Here is a 17645-nt window from a genome sequence, read left to right on the forward strand (position 1 = left end):
GTAATCGACATTTTCCTTAAAAATTGACCTGTATGCCCAATATCAGGGTGCGAGGTACAGGATAAGTATTTTCATCCACCCCTCGGTTGAAGAGATCATTTCCCCGGCTTATGTTACGCCCGATCTCAGGGAAGAAGCCTGAATAATTATCAATTACAAATGCATTCTCTACGTTCAGATAGAGGCGCGTTTTGCTCAGACCGATGGTCTCTATCAGGCTAGTAGGTAAAGTATATCCGAAAGACATGTTTCGCAGGCGGAAGTAGGCACCATCTTCTACGTAAAACTCTGACTCACGTCGGTTTACACCGGGGTCAACTGCGGTTGGACGTGGGACATCAGTGTTGGTATTCTGAGGCGTCCAGGCATTGTTGACAATCGCCAGTTTGTTACCGTTCTGAGCGAAGACACCCTCAAACCTACGGCCGTTCCAGATCTGGTTGCCTGCTATGCCCTGGAAAAAGAGAGCAAGATCAAAGCCTTTGTACGAGCCGCTCATGTTAAGACCGTACTCAAAATCAGGGATTGGGCTGCCGATAAACGTCTGGTCGTTGATAGTCAGTTCTCCGTCACCATCCCGATCTACAAATTTGAGATCGCCGGGAGATATATCTCGCCCCTCCAGTCCTTCAGCATCAATTTCTTCCTGCGTCTGATAAAGGCCATCCACCAGGAATCCATAGAAACTGGCTACTGGCCGCCCGGCCTCAGTACGGGTGGCGGCAAAAGATTCGTCGGTGAAGCCTCCTGCCCGGATTGGATTTACGCCTTCGCCCAGGTCAACTACTTCGTTTTCCAGAATGGTAAAGTTACCACTGATATTGTACTTGAAATCACCAAAAGACTCACGATAAGAGGCCAGGAATTCAAAGCCCCGGTTATCAATAGTAGCTGCATTACGAATTACCGACTGGTTGGTACCCGAAGTCGGGTTGATGTCCAGCGCTACCAGAATATCTTCTGAACGTTTCTGGAAGTAGTCCATCGTCAGGCTAAGTTTACCTTCCAGAAGGCCTATGTCCGTACCAATATTGGTCGTAGTGGTTTTTTCCCAGCGCACGTCAGGATTGGCAAAAGCTGTTTGTGATACACCGGACACCCTGGTCTGGCTGAGTCCAAAAGTATAGGAACTGTTGATGTTAAGCACGGGCGTAAACTGGAAAGGCTCAAGGTTGTCTGATCCTAGTACGCCATAACTACCTCTGAGCTTCAGGTTATCTATCCAGCTTACATCAAAGAATTCTTCCTGAGCCAGGTTCCACCCTAATGATACGGACGGGAATACACCATAGCGATTTTCAGGGCCAAAGTTAGAAGAACCATCCCTACGAACGGTAGCGGAAAACAGATATTTGCTTTTGTAAGAGTAATTAACTCTACCAAAAACAGATTGTATCCTGCGAGGTAAGCTTACCCCACTTCTACCGGCTATATCATTGGCGGCAGATATCACTCTCAGGTTATTATTGGGAAATCCCTGTCCGGTAACCGATAATGATTCATAGTTGTCTTTCTGCTGAGAATAGGCAGCTAGTAAGTTGATACTATGCCCTCCGATGATTTTTTCATATGTCAGAATATTCTCTATGATGGTAGATATATCCCGGTAGCGCAAGTCATCCAGGTCAGCTACAGGATTTTGACCTACATCAGAATTACTGATATTATAGGTAGGAGTAAAAAGGTAATTGTGACCGTTTTCATAATCTACTGAAAGTCGCAGGTTATAAGTAAGTCCTTCCAGAAATTCATACTCAGCATTCAGACTTCCCAAAACATTATCTCGTGTATTGACTGCATCCTTGAGGCGGGCAATGCCATAGTAATTGGTTGAACGGGAAATACCGTGGAAAACCGTATTTCCTGCTGCATAACCTCCGTCACGGGTTTCGTCAAAAATAGGAGCGGTAGGAATATGTCCATATTCGCTGCCGAAGTCGGTATTAGGGTTATTGATAGTATTGGACAAGAAAAGAGACTCGGTAAGTTTAAATCTTCCTTTCTCTACACCCGTATTGACGCTGAGAGAATTACGTTGAAAACGAGAGGCTACCACGATGCCTTCCTGGTCTAGTCGGTTGGCCGAGACGCTGTAAGTAGTATTTTCGCCCCCACCAGATATTCTGATTCCATAGTTTTGTACAGGAGCAGTACTTAATGACAAGTCTTGTACATCAGAGTCAATGCTGGGATCAAACTCTGCATCATTAGCAGGGGCCCGGGGAACGCCGTCATTGTCATTGGCCAGGTTTCTGAAGTCCGCATATTGACGAGCATTGGTATAATCCATCTGCCGGTATACGTTTTGCCAACCGTAGCTGGCATTAAGTTCTATCTGTACTTCCTGGTTTTGGGAACCTCTTTTGGTGGTAATGATCACCACACCCTGGCCGGCACGCGCACCATAAATAGCCGCTGCCGAAGCATCCTTCAATACTTCTATAGACTCAATATCTGCCGGGTTGAGAAAGTCCATACTTTCAGAAAACACTCCGTCAATCACATACAGTGGGTCCACACTGGATAGCGTACCCGTTCCGCGGATGATTACATTGGCACCTGCCCCGGGGGATCCGCCGTTCACTTCTACCCTCACACCTGAAGTACGCCCTTGTAGTGCCTGAGTAGGATTTCCGGTTACGATATTGTTGATATCCTCCGCTTTAATAGAAGACACGGCACCCGTCACATCAGCCCTCTTTTGTGTACCATATCCTACCACCACCACTTCGCTAAGTGATTGGATATCCGGTACTAATGAGACATCTATCGTGCTACGGCCAGAGATATTGATTTCTTCAGTAGTATAGCCAATAGAAGAAAAGACCAGGATGCTTTCTCCCTCAGGAACAGAAATACTGTAGTTTCCATTGATGTCCGTGACAGTTCCTACAGTCGTACCTTTTACCAGTACATTTACTCCGGGAAGGGCTCCTTCCTCTTCAGAACTCACCGTACCGTTGACTGTCCGCTCCTGGGCCTGAGCTTTTGAACTAATAAATAACAGTATCAGTATGCCCAGTAGTAATTTTGAAAAGTTGTTGTAGTAGTAGCTCATATATAGCGAGAGTTGTTGTTAAAAAAACTGATGCTGGTACTATAATATTAAATGTACTCTTTCTGCTCACCATCTAGCTACCCTTCATTTTACATAAATCAATACTATTTTGACTAATCCTTAAGAATTTAGTAATTTTTACTGTTTTACAACATTTATTTTTTGAACTTTTAATATTAGAGATGACATCTGGATGAAAAGGAGGGTGAATTACTGAACTAATTCAATGTTTCTTACACTTTACACCCTTTTAAAAATCATTTGGTATGTACTAGGGCAAGGATTAAAGCGCCCCAGGCTTTCTCAATTTCTCCTTTGTCCAGAAATTGCTGAGCCAGCCTGTGCATCGCTTCAGTCAACTTTTCAGGATTACTTTCATGCTGCTTTAAGATTTGTTGTGTAGCCGGATCAGAGATGTACTGCTGGCTATGCTCACGATCAGGAATAGCTGAAACACTAGCCAGTTTAGCCAGATTGCTACCTGTCAGAATGCTGCTCTTTCGAATAGCTTCCGGCAACTGATCTACGCCTATTCCATGCGCTTTGACTGGACGTATCACTTCAAAAACAGCATCACCGCTGGCGCGGCAGTAGAAGTTTCCGCCCATACGCCCAACAGCATCCAGCTTTTGCGGATGAATATTCCCTTTCTCGTCCAGAATTTCTTCACTGATGTGTACCAGCAGCACTTCGCAAATGACCAGATTACCGGCTCCTCCTTCTTCACCCAAAGCAATGACCTGCTTTACTTTGCACTCAAAGGCCACTGGAGCCTCTGCGACGCGGGGTGGCTTCACCAGTTGAGAAGGCACCTCTGTCAGGCCGGATTTGGCAAACTCATTCACGTCTTTGGGATAAGCCGTACTGGCCAGAGACATCTGCTCTAAAATAGCATAATTGACAATATTAATCACCACCTCATCTTGTTCCAGTACATTATCCAGGGTATTTTTGGTGCTGTTATCTCTCATGCTGTTCACCGGAGCAAAGATGAGGATGGGAGGTTTGGCGCTTACCGCGTTAAAAAAGCTAAAAGGACTCAAATTCACTTTCCCATCCGCACTTATGGAACTGACAAAAGCAATGGGGCGGGGTACTACCGCACCGACCATATAACTGTAAAAATCACGAGCACTGACATCGGCAGGGTAAATGGACTTCATAAAGCAGGCAATGTTTTGGTGGTTACTTCGCCGAATCCAATACGCATGTTTTCTTTTTTGGCAAATCCTCTCATGCGAATGGTATCACCGTCTTCTACAAACGATCTGCTGAGTCCACTGTTCAGACGAAGGGGATGCTCACCATTCCAGCTCAGTTCCAGCATGCTTCCCTGGCTGCCGGGCGTTTTACCGCTGATCGTGCCCGAAGCCAGCAGGTCGCCTACCCTCAGGTTACATCCATTGATGGTATGATGGGCAATTTGCTGATGAATGCTCCAGTACATATGGCTGAAATTGGTCTGGCTGATGGTCTGGCTTTCTCCCTCTTCAGGCTGTAGGCTCACTTCCAGTTGGACATCAAAATTGCGTGGATTGGCTTTTTGCAGATAAGGCAGAGGAGCTGGGATTTGTTCAGGGCCATCTGTCTGAAAGGCTTGTAAAGCTTCCAGCGGTACAATCCAGGGGGAGATAGAAGAGGCAAAATTTTTACCCAAAAACGGTCCTAGCGGTACATATTCCCACCTCTGAATATCGCGGGCCGACCAGTCGTTAAACAGCACGAAGCCAAAGATATAGTCTTCCGCTTCTTCGGTGGAAACAGGATGACCTAACTGAGAATCTTTACCCATCACTGCTGCCATCTCCAGTTCAAAATCCAGCTTTTGAGTTTCTGCAAACACCGGTGTTTCCGCACTGGCAGGCATGATCTGGCCTTTAGGCCGATGGATATCTGTGCCGGAGACTACAATGGATGAAGCCCGGCCATGATAGGCGATGGGCATGTGCTTCCAGTTGGGCATGAGCGCATTATCTTTACCCCTGAACATCGTCCCCACATTGGTGGCATGCTCTTCACTGGCGTAGAAATCAGTATAATCACCAATCTGTACGGGCAGATACATCCGTGCTTCCGACTGGCGTATTAGACATTCGTTTTTAAGCTGTTCTAAGGGAGAATTTTCCTGGCTAATCCACTGCACCAATCGCTGACGAACCGCTTTCCAGCTAGCTTTTCCCAATCGTATAAAGGCATTGAGACTGGATTCTTCAAACACTTCCAGAGGAATTTTAAGGTCATGAAATTTACCTCTGCCCGCCACTGCTGCCATGTCAATGATATGTTCTCCAATGGCTACACCTACTCTGGGCCTGCGGGATGCTGTAGAAAACACGCCATAGGGCAAATTGTGAATACTAAAGTCACTATTTTCCGATATGTTGAGCCAGGGGGATTGAGGCATAAAAATAATTTTTATCAAAAAAAAAGTTTATCCGGCAGCTTTTAACATTTCAGCAAATACTTCCTCAGTAAATCGGAAGTTAGTCTTTCTTTTCAATGATTGGTTTTATAGAACTGATGGTTAAGACGGACAAAAAGCAGAGGACTTTCACTCTTCACCTCAATCAGCATTGAAGCTTTATCAGCAAATTTTGCTTTAATAGTCAGCAATCAATGATTCGTAAGGTATCTTCAATTTCTCATGAAGATTTCTTATCATCTTGAGTGTGAGTTTTCTTTTTCGACTAAAAATCTCCGATACCCTACTCTTATACCCAATAATATCAGCTAAATCTTTATTATTCATTCCCATTTGTTCCATTCTAAACTTAATTGCCTCAATCGGATCCGGAGCGTCAATCGGATAATGTTCATCTTCGTACTTCTCGATCAGTATGGATAAAATTTCAGCTTCATCTCCCTCTCTTGAGTCAGTTGGAGCATGAAATATCTTTTCAAGCCTTTTAATTGCCTGATTGTAATCTTCCTCAGTTTTTATAACCTTAATTTCCATGAGTTTAAATTTTATCAGCGTCTACTTTGTCGTACTCATTGTGAGTTCCAACGAACCGAATAAATATCCATTGTCTGACATAATTGATGTCCACAATTATTCTGTACTTATTGCTACAAATATTAAATACAGCACGCCCGCTCTTCAAAATACTTACATTTGCATATGCAGCTTTGATATCCATAGGACTTTTCCAATCTGCTTTGGAGGCTTCCTTGAACCAGGTTTTTAACTGCTCCTCTGAGTCAGCGCGTTTTTTCCAAAAGTCCCGAAGTATCTTTTTGGCAATTACTCTCATACATTTTGTTATAATCTACGATCAAAGATAATAAAAAGTTACCAAAATGGTAATTATGCAAATTTTTGTATCTCTCGTAGCGCATCACTTCACCAAAATTTCTTTCTCTGCTTGCTGGTTTTTCTGCAGCAGCTCTTTCAGGGCGATTTCAAAAGCGGTTTTGGCAATATTGACAGATTGAGGGTTCTGCCGGTGGATTCTTTCCAGCGCTTTCCGGATGGTTTGCGACACATCATGAAAGATGGCTTCGTCGGTGATTTCAATTTCGCTTTCCATCAGGTAGGCGAATACCCGCGCCATGCCACAATTGGCAATGAAATCAGGGATAAGGGCAATGTGCTGGTCGGCGTATTCTGCAATGGGGCCAAAGAAGATTTCCTGATCCCTGAAAGGCACATTGGCTCCCGGAGCAATCACTTCCAGCCCATGTGCTATCATGCTGCTGAGTTGTTCCTGTGTTACCAGCCGTGAGGATGCGGCAGGAATAAACACTTCGGCGCCTACCTGCCATATTTTTTCATTGACCTCTTCAAACAATAACATTCCTTCTGCCGTCAAAGTGTTCTGCACTCTGTTCAGGAGCAAGTCCCGTATCTCTTCAAAGCGAAAGCCTTCCGTCTTGATCAGTCCACCATTGCGATCAATAATGCCTACGATCTGTATGCCGTGTTTAGCCAGGTAATAAGCCGCTGCACCGCCAACATTTCCCCAGCCCTGAATGATAGCCCGTTTGCCGGTTGTTTTTCCTTCCCACAAATCATAGTAATGGATGACGGATTGGGCTACGCCATAGCCGGTCGCCATGTCAGCCACAGTATATTTATGGCCTAAAGAAGGCGTAAAATGAGTGTCTTCCAGTTTTTTGGAAACTCCTTGACGGAGTTGCCCTAGCTGCTTTATCTTTTGTGGATCGGAAGACAGATAATGACCGGTGACGATACCTTCCTGCGGATGCCAGAGTCCATAGCTTTCAGTGATGGGAATCACTTCTTCCACTTCGTTCACATTCAAATCTCCTCCAGTGCCATAATAATTCTTCAGCAGAGGTGTAACAGAACGGTACCAGCGACGCAGTACACCTTCCTTACGGGGATCATCCGGATCAAAGTTGATACCTGACTTAGCCCCACCAATGGCCGGTCCGGAGATGGTAAATTTGATTTCCATGGTTTTGGCCAGCGACTCCACTTCATGACGGTTCAGGCCTTTGCGCATACGTGTACCTCCACCGGCAGCACCTCCCCTCAGCGAGTTGATCACTACCCAGCCTTCGGCTTCCGTTTCCGGGTCATTCCATTCAAATACAATTTCAGGTTTCTTCTCTTCAAATTCCTTTAATAGCTTCTTCATATTGTAGTCATTAGTCCGGGGTCATTTGTCCTTGGCTTTTAGTTACTCGTAATTCATTTTCACAAATACCATTGACAAATGACTATGGACAAATTACACTTTCCACGAATAAATGTATTGTTGATCTTCTATTTCCAGTGCCTGTTGCGTGAGTTTTAGCGGCCGAAAAGTATCCACCATCACCGCCAGTTCTTCGGTGCCTTTCTTGCCAATGGAGGCTTCTGCCGTTCCCGGATGCGGGCCATGCGGCATACCACCGGGGTGCAGGGTAAAAGAAGCCCGTTCCACTCCTTTACGACTCATAAAATCGCCCTCTGCGTAAAATAGCACTTCATCAGAATCTATGTTGGAATGGCTATAAGGCGCAGGAATAGACTGAGGATGGTAGTCAAACAGGCGGGGCACGAAGGAGCAGATCACAAAGTTACGCGCCTCAAACATCTGGTGTACCGGAGGCGGCTGATGGATGCGCCCGGTAATCGGCTCAAAGTCATGGATAGAGATGGCATAGGGATACATGTATCCATCCCAGCCCACTACGTCAAAGGGGTGGTAGGAGTAGAGAAAGCTGTGCAACTGGCCATGCTTGAGAATTTTGACTTCAAACGCTCCTTTTTCGTCTACTGGTTCTATCGCCTGTGGTGCTTTGATATCCCGTTCGCAGTAAGGGCTATGTTCCAACAACTGACCAAACTGGTTGCGGTACTTTTTGGGGAAACGTACTTCCGAATTACTTTCAATCACCAGAAAACGGCTGGGCTTGTCCAGATTGATTTTCCACTGGTGGGTGATGGTGCGGGGAATATGCACATAGTCGCCAGCCACAAACTTCACCTTTCCCAGAGGGCTCCACAATTCACCTTCCCCATCGTGCACATACACCAGTTCGTCAGCGGTGGCATTGCGGAGGAAGTAGTTCATATTTTCCGTAGGCTGGCAGATGGCCAGTTTCACATCCTCATTGCCCATGATGTACTTACGTCCACTGAGCCAGTCGCCTCCTGAAGAAAGATTAGCTCCTTTCAGGTGGCGGTGCTGCATATTTTTGCTTTCGGCATATTGCACGGCATACTCTCTGTTTTCGCCTACTTTTTCAATGGAAGTTGGGGGATGTAGATGATAGGCAACAGAAGAAATACCACTAAAGCCTTCCGCACCGATCACTTCTTCATAATAAAGCGAACCATCTTCTTTTCGGAATTGCGTATGTCGTTTGGGCGGAATCTTTCCACTCTGTATATAATAAGCCATAATTCTTAATTATTGATGATGAGTGAATAATGATTAATGCCAAGTTCACCATTCATTCATCATTATTCATTACAAATTACCTCTAAGTTCCTGTTCTCTTTCTATCGCTTCAAATAGGGCTTTGAAGTTGCCTTTACCGAAGGAACGTGCGCCTTTGCGTTCAATGATTTCATAAAATACCGTCGGTCGGTCCTGCACAGGCTTGGTAAAGATTTGGAGCAGATAGCCTTCCTCGTCCCGGTCTACCAGCACGCCTAGTTTTCTGAGTTCCTCTACCGGTTCTTCAATGTCACCGACTCTTTCTTTGAGGGTATCGTAATAAGTATCCGGTACACGCAGAAACTCCAATCCGTTATTCCTCAACTGGCTAACCGTTTGTATGATATTGTCCGTAGCAATGGCGATATGCTGCACGCCTGCTCCCCGATAAAATTCCAGGTATTCATCAATCTGGCTCTTCTTCAGGCCGGGTGCCGGTTCGTTGATCGGAAACTTGATGCGCTCATTACCATTAGACATGACTTTGGACATCAGAGCCGTGTATTTGGTAGAAATATCTTTGTCATCAAATGAGACCAGTTGCTTGAAGCCCATCACGTCAGCATAAAACTGCACATATTTGTTCATATCGCCCAGATCTACATTGCCAACCATGTGGTCCACGTATTTTAGACCTACTGAACGATTGGTCAGGTTTTCGTTTTTCCAGGCACGGAAGCCCGGCAGAAACAGTCCCTGATAGTTCCGATTTTCTACAAAAGTGTGGATAGTATCACCGTAGGTAGCAATGGAAGCCATTACGACTTCTCCATTATCATCTTCTAGTGTATAAGGTTCATGAACTGCCTGAGCACCACGGCTCACCGTTTCCTCAAAAGATTTGCGAGCGTCCTCAACCCAGAGGGCAATATCTTTGATGCCGTCCCCATGCTGATGAATATGAGCTGCAATCGGACTATCAGGAGTAAGGGAAGAAGTGAGAACAAAGCGCAATTTATTCTGAGCCAGCAGATAGCTGGCCGATCCTTTTTGCCCAGTCTCCGGTCCACGGTAAGCAATGATATCAAAGCCGAATACATAGTGATAATAGTAAGCAGCCTGCCGTGCATTCCCCACATAAAACTCTACATAGTAAGTGCCCTGTATGGGTAAAATATCTTCTTCGGCAGTAATTTTTTTAGATAAAGAGGAATCTGTATGCATATGCTTCTTGGGTTTATGTTGAAAGTTCAAAAAGTAAATAGTTGCCCAAAACATAGCCTTATTCGCCAAGGTCTAACAGTTCAACTATTATTAAAAAAATAATATTTTCAGACAATTAATACCTACGCTCTGGCTTTGATTTTATTTTTAAATATTTTTAATATTATCTTCAAAGCAGACTTATTTTTTATCAATAAACGATATTTATACTATTTTGATTATTTCTTTACAAATTTTCACCCAATAGTATAGATTTGTCTTTTATTGATTATAATAGCTTTAATTAAATCTTTGAGTCTACACAAGCATTCCAAGCTAAACCCTGCTATGCCTAGATTAATTTTATTTGTTATAGTTAGCTGTCTAAGCTATGCCTGCTCCACTCAAGAAGAAAATAAGGAGGAAGAATCTTCTGTATCTACAGCCATTTCTTATCAACCCACTGAAGCATCTATCTCTCAACACCCTTTGCCGGGATGGTATCAGGATGCTAAACTTGGCATCTTTATCCACTGGGGCTTGTACTCCGTACCTGGCTGGGCGAAAGGCACCACAAAGCCCCTTGAAGAAATACTGGCAAATACTGCTGGCGAAGAGTGGTTTGCCAATAATCCTTATGCTGAATGGTACCTGAACTCTCTCCGGATAGAAGGAAGTAGTACAGAAAAGCACCATCATGAAACTTACGGTGAGAATTTTAGCTATTATGACTTTGTGCCTCAGTTTAATGAAGAAATTAAACAGTGGAACCCTGAGGAATGGGCACAACTCTTTAAGAATGTAGGAGCTGAATATGTAGTACTTACAACCAAACACCACGATGGCTTCTTGCTCTGGCCCAGCAACATCCCCAACCCCTACAAAGAAAATTACTATGCCAGCCGTGATTTAGTCGGTGAACTTAGCAAGGCCGTTACCGAGCAGGGCATGAAGATGGGACTTTACTATTCCAGTGGTTTGGACTGGACTTTTAATGATCATGTGATCAAAAATTTTCCTGACCTCTTTCAGGCCGTTCCTCAGCAGGAAGAATATGCCGAATATATTGATGCCCACTGGCGTGAACTGATGGAGCGTTATAACCCCTGGATCCTCTGGGCAGATATCGGCAGCCCTCAAGTTTTTGATGCCAAAGCTGTTATCGCTGACTTTTATAATAAAAACCCTGAAGGGGTGGTGAATAACCGCCATAAGTTTCAGCTTCCCACCGATACAACACCCGCTTTACATCATGATTTTACCACTCCTGAATATCAGGTACTGGACTCTATCGCTGAAAAGAAGTGGGAAACCTGCCGGGGTATAGGTTTATCCTTCGGCTACAACCAGACCGAGGATGTAAGTGAATTTCTTTCAGTAGATGAGTTGGTAGATTCCTTTGTAGATATAGTTAGTAAAAATGGCAATCTGCTGCTCAATGTAGGCCCTAAAGCAGATGGTACTATTCCTGAAGGGCAAAGAGTTAGGTTGGAAGGATTGGGTGAGTGGCTTGAGACCAACGGAGAAGCTATTTTTGGTAGCCGACCGTGGACGCAGGCGGAAGCCACTACTACAGAGGGAGGAAGAGTCAGGTTTACGCAAAAAGAAGATGCTATCTATATGATCATTCTTGATGAGCCAGAAGGAAATAGCATTACTATTTCTGACATCTCGCTGCCAAAAATCAATGCGCTAAGTGCTCTACAAAATAATCGAGATATCACTTATCAGCTTGAGGATGGAAACCTTACTATAGAGCTTCCTGAAGCTTGGGGAGAATTGCCTGCTTATACTTTTAGACTTAGTACCAATGAAGCTACTTCATAACTGACATTTTAAATTCTCATAAGTGCACAAAAAGGTCTGTCTAATAATGGCAGACTTTTTTTATGCGGGGGGGAGCATAATCACCAGCAGGCTTTTGGGGCCATGGGCGCCAATGACGAGTGATTGTTCAATATCAGCCGTTTTAGAAGGACCGGCAATAAATACACCATGTCCATAATCCTGGCTGCGCAATCTTTTATAGGCCTCATGCATCTTATCTACCAGCTGATCTTCACGGATGAGCAGTACAAGATGCTGGGTGATGAATGGAGCTGCCCTATGAACCAATGCCTCTTCATTGACCCAGATAGCACCGTTTTCTGCCACCCCTAGTAAACCTTCAAAAACTGCCATATCCAGCAGTTCCAGCTCATGCGGATCACTGATGGCTGAGAGGTCCATGGTATTCAGGTTTTCAAAAGCACCGGCTACATACTGATAATCGCCCATGCGTTCTTTGACAATCCATTCCGCCTCTACCTTATCCTTAGCAGAGACTACCTCTCCACCTCCGGCAGTCAACCTTTCCTGATAAAGGGATTTCAAATCCTGCCCATTGGAAGTCGGAAAGTCCAGAGATGGAAGAGGAAGCTCTTCCGGTTTGTTCTTTTTTACCGCTTTGAGAATATCTGCTTTACCCATTTTTTTGTCTGTTTTGCTGATACCATTCCTGAAAACTCTGCTTGGGCGGCTCAGGGAGTTCCCGTTGTTTGCCCCAGGTGTTGAGCGAATTGTAGACCATCCAGCGGGGCAGTATATTTAAAACTTTTCTCCCGAATTTCCCGGCTTTCTTATAAAGATTAGGATGCGTAAATAGCCATCCGGCCATTTTCATGGAGAATTTCTTGGCAGGCTCCTCATTGGTCTCTCTGGTAATATCCTGTCGCCAGGAGTACAGCTGTTTATGAATATCAATCTTGACCGGACACACATCTGAACATGAACCGCAAAGCGAAGAGGCAAAAGGCAGTGAAGCATGTTTTTTCATGTCAATGCCAGGAGAGAGAATAGAACCTATCGGACCGGGTACCACCGACTGATAAGAGTGTCCACCACTACGTCTGTAGACCGGACAGGTATTCATGCAGGCACCACATCGGATACAGTGCAACGATCTCCTGTACTTTTCTCTGCCTAGCTGTACGGTTCTGCCATTATCTACCAAAATAATATGTAACTCCGTACCTTCGCGAGGCTTACGAAACTGAGAAGTGTAGGTAGTAACGTGCTGACCGGTAGCGCTGCGGGCCAGTAAACGGATAAATACCCCCAAATCTTCGTAGCGGGGAATCATTTTTTCTATGCCCATGCTGGCAATATGCAAAGGAGCCAAATGCACGCCCATATCGGCATTGCCTTCGTTGGTACAAACTACAAATTCTCCCGTCTCAGCTATGCCAAAGTTTACCCCAGTTAATGCGGCATCAGCTTTCATAAATTTTTGGCGCAGATGCTCACGGGCAGCAGCAGTCAGGTAATCTGCATCCCCATTACTGGGTTGAGTGTGCAGATATTTCTGAAAAAGCTCATCTATTTCAATCTTCTTTTTATGGATGGCCGGCATCACAATATGCGAGGGCGTTTCCTTAGCCAACTGCACTATCCTTTCTCCCAGGTCAGAGTCAATTACTTCTATGCCATGCTTTTCCAGAAAAGGATTGAGATGGCACTCTTCGGTCAGCATAGATTTACTCTTGACAATACGTTTGACACTATGTTCCTGAAAAAGCTTATACACAATATTATTATGCTCAATAGCGTCACTGGCCCAATGTACTTTAATGCCATTGGCAGTAGCGTTTTTCTCAAACTCTTCCAGGTAATAGTCAAGGCGGGAGAGGGAATGAGATTTGATCTGGGACGCTTTTTCCCGCAGTTGCTCCCATTCCGGAAAAAGGTTGACGGTCTTATCTCGTTTTTGTCTGACATGCCAGAGCGACTGATCATGCCAGTTAACGCGGTTTTCGTTTTTTACAAACTTCTGTGCTTCAGACGGATGGCTCATGTTGCTCTGTATGATTTAAAATTTCGCTTATATGCATAACCCGTAAAGGCAGCTTTCTTCTTCTGATGATGCCTTCCATGTGCATGAGGCAGGACATATCGGTGCCGGTGATCACCTGAGCGCCATTGAGGATATGGTCCTGAATACGGTCTTTGCCCATTTTCACGGATACGGCTTCTTCGGCCACGGCAAAAGTACCGCCAAAGCCACAGCATTCATCAGAGCGTTGCAGGTTGACGAGTTCAATCCCTTCCACCTTTTCCAACAGTTGGCGGATGATAGAAAAGGGCTCACCTACGAGTTCGGAAGATTTAGCAAAGCGCAAGCCCCGCTGTCCGTGACAACTCTCGTGTAAGCCTACCCGATAAGGGAAGCTGCTTTGCAATGTGTCAAGGGCATTATGGTTGACCAAAAATTCGCAGATTTCCAGCGTTTTTTCTCTGATCTTTTGCACCTCAAGTGTCTGCTCAATGGTGTCAAAGTGCTTACGGACATGATATACGCAACTTCCGGAAGGCGCTACCACATAGTCAAACTCAGAGAAGTTCTTAACGAACATTTCCATCGTCTGCTTAGCGTATCTTTCGTAGCCGGAATTAGCCATGGGTTGCCCGCAACAAGTCTGGTCGGGGGGTACGCTTACCTTATGACCAAGCTTCTCCAGAAGCTCCAGGGTAGCAATGGCTACCTGAGGATAAAACTGATCTACATAACAAGGAACAAATAGGCCGATATGCATGAGAATAGGTTGAAGGTTAAAAGTTGCAGGTTAGTCACTTATCACAAGTGATAGGGATCACATAATACACTAATATTTTCTCTATATGCATCATACCATAAACACTAACTAATTTTTCACAACCTACAAAATACGGATGAAAGCACTGTCCTGCACTATCTTTTTACAGTTTTACTTTTGGCAGATTATACTTTTGCATAGGCCAATATTACCCAGATATGGCTAAACAGCTACTTTTCAGTAGATATACCATACTTCTTCCAATTTGTTAGAAAAAGCCTCCAGAGGTTGATAAAATTTTCACTAAAGCTTTTGCACCACACTTCATAATTAATGCAACAATGTTGCAAAAAATAAATTTATCTTTACATTTGCTGAAATACATAAACAGAAAAAATGGATATGAGCAATACATTTGAGGTCATCATCATTGGAGGTAGCTACGCAGGACTTTCAGCAGGAATGAGTCTAGGTAGGGCTCTGAGGAATACTTTGATAATAGATAGTGGATTGCCTTGTAACCGGCAAACCCCTCATTCGCATAATTTTATCACTCAGGACGGAAAAACGCCGGCAGCAATTGCAAGTGCAGCCAGGGCGCAGGTACAGGCATATGATACTGTCAGCTTTTATGCAGGGCAGGCTGTAAGTGGCAAAAAAACTGATGAGGGTTTTGAGATTGAGACACAGTCAGGAGAAAGTTTTATTGCAAAAAAATTAATCTTTGCCACCGGCCTCAAAGATATCATGCCTGATATTTCCGGATTTGCAGAGTGCTGGGGCATTTCTATTTTGCATTGCCCATACTGCCACGGCTATGAGGTAAGGCATAAGAAAACCGGCCTCCTGGCCAATGGGGATATGGGATTTCACTTTGTGCAATTAATCTCCAACTGGACAGAAGACCTCATCCTCTTTACCAATGGGAAATCTACCCTGAGCGTGGAACAAACCCAAATCATCCGAGGTCATCATATTGAGATGATTGAAAAAGAGATTAAAAGCATAGCACATCAGGATGGGAAAATTCAGGCAGTGACTTTTCATGATGGGTCTCAAGCTTCGGTAGAGGCGATGTATGCCCGGCCGGATTTTATACAAAGCTCAGATATTATTGAAAAACTGGGCTGTGAACTGAGTGAGCAGGGTCTGATCAAAGTAGATAATTTGCAAAGAACTACTGTGGAAGGTGTTTTTGCCTGCGGAGATAATTGCAGTATGCGTGCCGTTTCTGTCGCAGTAGCCAGCGGCACCACTGCCGGAGCCGCAGTGAATCATAAACTGTGCGAGGAGGAGTTTGTGTAGGGTCAAAGTCCAGTCGAGACTTACAGTATAGACATCTTAAGAAAGCTTAGTCTAAGGCCTGTTCCTGATAAAGATGTTTTATTTTTTTCCGATCAATAGCTTGTTCTGAGTGCCATAGATCATAATCTTTCTGTAAGCCAACCCATAATTCTGCAGAAGTGTTAAATGCTTCTGACAAGCGAACTGCCATGTCTGCACTAATTCCCATTTTCCCGTTTACAATCGCTGATAGATTTTTACGAGCCACTCCTAAAGCTTTTGCCGTATCTGTAATAGTCAAATTTAAAGGATCAATATACATTTCCTTTAATATCTCCCCCGGATGCACGGGGTGCATTCCCATTTTCAGCATAATTTTTTATGTTAAATTTTAATGATAATCTACATAATCCACATCATGAAAAGAACCGTCTTCAAAACGAAATATTATTCTATAATTGCCTGAAACCTTAACTGCAAAGAAACCAGCCAAATCACTAGACAATTTATGAAGACCAGAACCACTATAATTGATATCATTCAATGATTTTGCCCTATGCATAATGCCTAAAATCATCCGTATCTTTCGTAAGTGCTCAGCTGGCAACTTTGAACTATCATTTTTTTCAAAGAGTCGTTTTAAGCCCTTATGTCTGATACTTTCAATCATTTTCAAATGTAACACGAAACGTTACAAGTATCAACTAGTAGATATATAACTCCTTTTTATTAATTTAATGCTATGCATTCCAACTTATTTTATGTAAATGAGTGAAATAGAAAATACTTTAAGAAGCAAAAGCAGAAACGAACTGTTAGTTATAGCAAAAAGAGCAAAGCTAAAAGGATACTATACCTTAAATAAAAAGCAGTTATTTAAAAAGATAAAATCCGAAGCTGATCCAACACTTTTAGCTCAAACGCTAGGTCTTGAAAAGGAGAATATAATAAAGAGAATTCTTTCTAGCCCTTATTTCCAAATAACTGCAATAATAGCATTCGTATTTAGTGTATTTGTTTATTTTGATACAGGAGATGACAGTAAAAAAGGAGATAAAATTATTTATGAGTTCAATGGTGGAAGTGGGGAGGTTTTTGATTTCAAATACGATGGATCAACTGAAATTTTAGAAAACAGATATCCTTACGGATTTAAGTTAATTGGCGTAAAATATCCCGATTCAATATTTCAGGGACCTGCATCTGCTAACTTAGAAAGTATATATGATGTAAACTGGAATACGTTAAAAGTAAAGATAGATAGAAAGAGAGATGTGGTAGATATTGTATTACCTGTGGATAATATACAAAATGGTACTGGGTCTATACGAAATATTGACGTAGAATATAGTATTCCACTTAAAGAGACGTATTCCCCTTCTCCTGTTCCTATAAAACCAAATATTAAAGCTCAATTATATTTTCAACTATTAGAAGAGTCTGGACCATACCCTGTTTATGTATTTGGCTTTAAGTAAGAGCTTACATATTTCTGTTTTTATGTAAGTAGCTTTTAAACATTGCTATAATGCCGCTCTACAGAATATTAGAAAGCGTCCACAACCTTAATTTTTAGTAAAATCCTTCGCCAGACAATTTATAAAAACTTATAATTAATACTTACTGTCATCACCTATCTCGCTAGCCTACCGGATAGGAATTTTGATATTCAGCTTTTTCTCATCGCTGCTAATG

16 protein-coding genes are annotated in these 17645 nt (G+C 43.5%); 3 read left to right on the forward strand and 13 right to left on the reverse strand.

Annotated elements, in window-relative coordinates:
- Positions 1-16 precede the first annotated feature (16 nt).
- The 8 genes from WJR50_RS18590 to hppD all read right to left on the reverse strand — a co-directional run bounded on the left by WJR50_RS18590 (position 17) and on the right by hppD (position 10116).
- Positions 17-3058: a SusC/RagA family TonB-linked outer membrane protein gene (locus WJR50_RS18590; RefSeq protein ID WP_341294813.1), complete on the reverse strand. Its 3042-nt coding sequence runs from the start codon at positions 3056-3058 to the stop codon at positions 17-19.
- A 257-nt stretch (positions 3059-3315) separates the two neighbouring features.
- Complete coding sequence (locus WJR50_RS18595; protein WP_341294814.1) at positions 3316-4221, reverse strand: flavin reductase family protein; 906 nt, start codon at positions 4219-4221, stop codon at positions 3316-3318.
- Positions 4218-5462: a fumarylacetoacetase gene (gene fahA / locus WJR50_RS18600; RefSeq protein WP_341294815.1), complete on the reverse strand. Its 1245-nt coding sequence runs from the start codon at positions 5460-5462 to the stop codon at positions 4218-4220. The genes WJR50_RS18595 and fahA overlap by 4 nt, the downstream gene beginning before the upstream one ends.
- 195 nt (positions 5463-5657) lie before the next feature.
- Positions 5658-6014, reverse strand: coding sequence for a helix-turn-helix domain-containing protein (locus WJR50_RS18605; protein WP_341294816.1), 357 nt, complete (start codon positions 6012-6014; stop codon positions 5658-5660).
- A 4-nt stretch (positions 6015-6018) separates the two neighbouring features.
- Positions 6019-6312, reverse strand: coding sequence for a type II toxin-antitoxin system HigB family toxin (locus WJR50_RS18610; protein ID WP_341294817.1), 294 nt, complete (start codon positions 6310-6312; stop codon positions 6019-6021).
- A gap of 84 nt (positions 6313-6396) precedes the next feature.
- Positions 6397-7662, reverse strand: coding sequence for a Glu/Leu/Phe/Val dehydrogenase dimerization domain-containing protein (locus WJR50_RS18615; RefSeq protein WP_341294818.1), 1266 nt, complete (start codon positions 7660-7662; stop codon positions 6397-6399).
- Positions 7663-7755: 93 nt separating this feature from the next.
- Positions 7756-8913, reverse strand: coding sequence for a homogentisate 1,2-dioxygenase (locus WJR50_RS18620; RefSeq protein WP_341294819.1), 1158 nt, complete (start codon positions 8911-8913; stop codon positions 7756-7758).
- Between the two features lie 69 nt (positions 8914-8982).
- The gene (hppD, locus tag WJR50_RS18625; protein WP_341294820.1) at positions 8983-10116 is read right to left on the reverse strand and encodes a 4-hydroxyphenylpyruvate dioxygenase; all 1134 of its coding nucleotides are present in this window, start codon (positions 10114-10116) and stop codon (positions 8983-8985) included.
- A 327-nt stretch (positions 10117-10443) separates the two neighbouring features.
- Here hppD and WJR50_RS18630 point away from each other — a divergent pair, with 327 nt between their 5' ends.
- Entirely contained in the window at positions 10444-11922 is a 1479-nt protein-coding gene (locus tag WJR50_RS18630) for an alpha-L-fucosidase (protein ID WP_341294821.1), read from the forward strand.
- A 60-nt stretch (positions 11923-11982) separates the two neighbouring features.
- On the opposite strand, the gene WJR50_RS18635 is transcribed toward WJR50_RS18630, so the two are convergent.
- The 3 genes from WJR50_RS18635 to WJR50_RS18645 are packed head-to-tail and all read right to left on the reverse strand — an operon-like array spanning position 11983 to position 14666.
- Positions 11983-12564: a LutC/YkgG family protein gene (locus tag WJR50_RS18635; RefSeq protein WP_341294822.1), complete on the reverse strand. Its 582-nt coding sequence runs from the start codon at positions 12562-12564 to the stop codon at positions 11983-11985.
- Positions 12557-13927, reverse strand: coding sequence for a lactate utilization protein B (locus tag WJR50_RS18640; protein ID WP_341294823.1), 1371 nt, complete (start codon positions 13925-13927; stop codon positions 12557-12559). The genes WJR50_RS18635 and WJR50_RS18640 overlap by 8 nt, the downstream gene beginning before the upstream one ends.
- Complete coding sequence (locus WJR50_RS18645) at positions 13911-14666, reverse strand: (Fe-S)-binding protein (RefSeq protein WP_341294824.1); 756 nt, start codon at positions 14664-14666, stop codon at positions 13911-13913. The genes WJR50_RS18640 and WJR50_RS18645 overlap by 17 nt, the downstream gene beginning before the upstream one ends.
- A 402-nt stretch (positions 14667-15068) precedes the next feature.
- Between WJR50_RS18645 and WJR50_RS18650 the strand changes: the two genes are divergently transcribed.
- Positions 15069-15971, forward strand: a complete 903-nt coding sequence (locus WJR50_RS18650; RefSeq protein WP_341294825.1) for an NAD(P)/FAD-dependent oxidoreductase — start codon at positions 15069-15071, stop codon at positions 15969-15971.
- Between the two features lie 46 nt (positions 15972-16017).
- Here WJR50_RS18650 and WJR50_RS18655 read toward each other — a convergent pair whose 3' ends face one another.
- Positions 16018-16323, reverse strand: a complete 306-nt coding sequence (locus WJR50_RS18655) for a HigA family addiction module antitoxin (RefSeq protein WP_341294826.1) — start codon at positions 16321-16323, stop codon at positions 16018-16020.
- 18 nt (positions 16324-16341) lie between these two features.
- Positions 16342-16620 carry a type II toxin-antitoxin system RelE/ParE family toxin gene (locus tag WJR50_RS18660; RefSeq protein WP_341294827.1) on the reverse strand — a complete coding sequence of 93 codons (279 nt, stop codon included), beginning with the start codon at positions 16618-16620 and terminating at the stop codon, positions 16342-16344.
- 97 nt (positions 16621-16717) lie between these two features.
- Here WJR50_RS18660 and WJR50_RS18665 point away from each other — a divergent pair, with 97 nt between their 5' ends.
- Positions 16718-17428, forward strand: a complete 711-nt coding sequence (locus WJR50_RS18665) for a hypothetical protein (protein WP_341294828.1) — start codon at positions 16718-16720, stop codon at positions 17426-17428.
- Positions 17429-17645 lie beyond the last annotated feature (217 nt).

Source organism: Catalinimonas locisalis, assembly GCF_038039535.1.
Taxonomy (GTDB): domain Bacteria; phylum Bacteroidota; class Bacteroidia; order Cytophagales; family Cyclobacteriaceae; genus Catalinimonas.

Excerpts from the sequence above, each read along its gene's own strand:
- WJR50_RS18650 (WP_341294825.1), top strand. The coding sequence starts at position 15,069 with ATGAGCAATACATTTGAGGTCATCATCATTGGAGGTAGCTACGCAGGA.
- WJR50_RS18645 (WP_341294824.1), bottom strand. The coding sequence starts at position 14,666 with ATGCATATCGGCCTATTTGTTCCTTGTTATGTAGATCAGTTTTATCCT.
- WJR50_RS18635 (WP_341294822.1), bottom strand. The coding sequence starts at position 12,564 with ATGGGTAAAGCAGATATTCTCAAAGCGGTAAAAAAGAACAAACCGGAA.
- fahA (WP_341294815.1), bottom strand. The coding sequence starts at position 5,462 with ATGCCTCAATCCCCCTGGCTCAACATATCGGAAAATAGTGACTTTAGT.
- WJR50_RS18620 (WP_341294819.1), bottom strand. The coding sequence starts at position 8,913 with ATGGCTTATTATATACAGAGTGGAAAGATTCCGCCCAAACGACATACG.
- WJR50_RS18665 (WP_341294828.1), top strand. The coding sequence starts at position 16,718 with ATGAGTGAAATAGAAAATACTTTAAGAAGCAAAAGCAGAAACGAACTG.
- WJR50_RS18630 (WP_341294821.1), top strand. The coding sequence starts at position 10,444 with ATGCCTAGATTAATTTTATTTGTTATAGTTAGCTGTCTAAGCTATGCC.
- WJR50_RS18590 (WP_341294813.1), bottom strand. The coding sequence starts at position 3,058 with ATGAGCTACTACTACAACAACTTTTCAAAATTACTACTGGGCATACTG.
- WJR50_RS18640 (WP_341294823.1), bottom strand. The coding sequence starts at position 13,927 with ATGAGCCATCCGTCTGAAGCACAGAAGTTTGTAAAAAACGAAAACCGC.
- WJR50_RS18595 (WP_341294814.1), bottom strand. The coding sequence starts at position 4,221 with ATGAAGTCCATTTACCCTGCCGATGTCAGTGCTCGTGATTTTTACAGT.
- WJR50_RS18610 (WP_341294817.1), bottom strand. The coding sequence starts at position 6,312 with ATGAGAGTAATTGCCAAAAAGATACTTCGGGACTTTTGGAAAAAACGC.
- hppD (WP_341294820.1), bottom strand. The coding sequence starts at position 10,116 with ATGCATACAGATTCCTCTTTATCTAAAAAAATTACTGCCGAAGAAGAT.
- WJR50_RS18655 (WP_341294826.1), bottom strand. The coding sequence starts at position 16,323 with ATGCTGAAAATGGGAATGCACCCCGTGCATCCGGGGGAGATATTAAAG.
- WJR50_RS18605 (WP_341294816.1), bottom strand. The coding sequence starts at position 6,014 with ATGGAAATTAAGGTTATAAAAACTGAGGAAGATTACAATCAGGCAATT.
- WJR50_RS18615 (WP_341294818.1), bottom strand. The coding sequence starts at position 7,662 with ATGAAGAAGCTATTAAAGGAATTTGAAGAGAAGAAACCTGAAATTGTA.
- WJR50_RS18660 (WP_341294827.1), bottom strand. The coding sequence starts at position 16,620 with ATGATTGAAAGTATCAGACATAAGGGCTTAAAACGACTCTTTGAAAAA.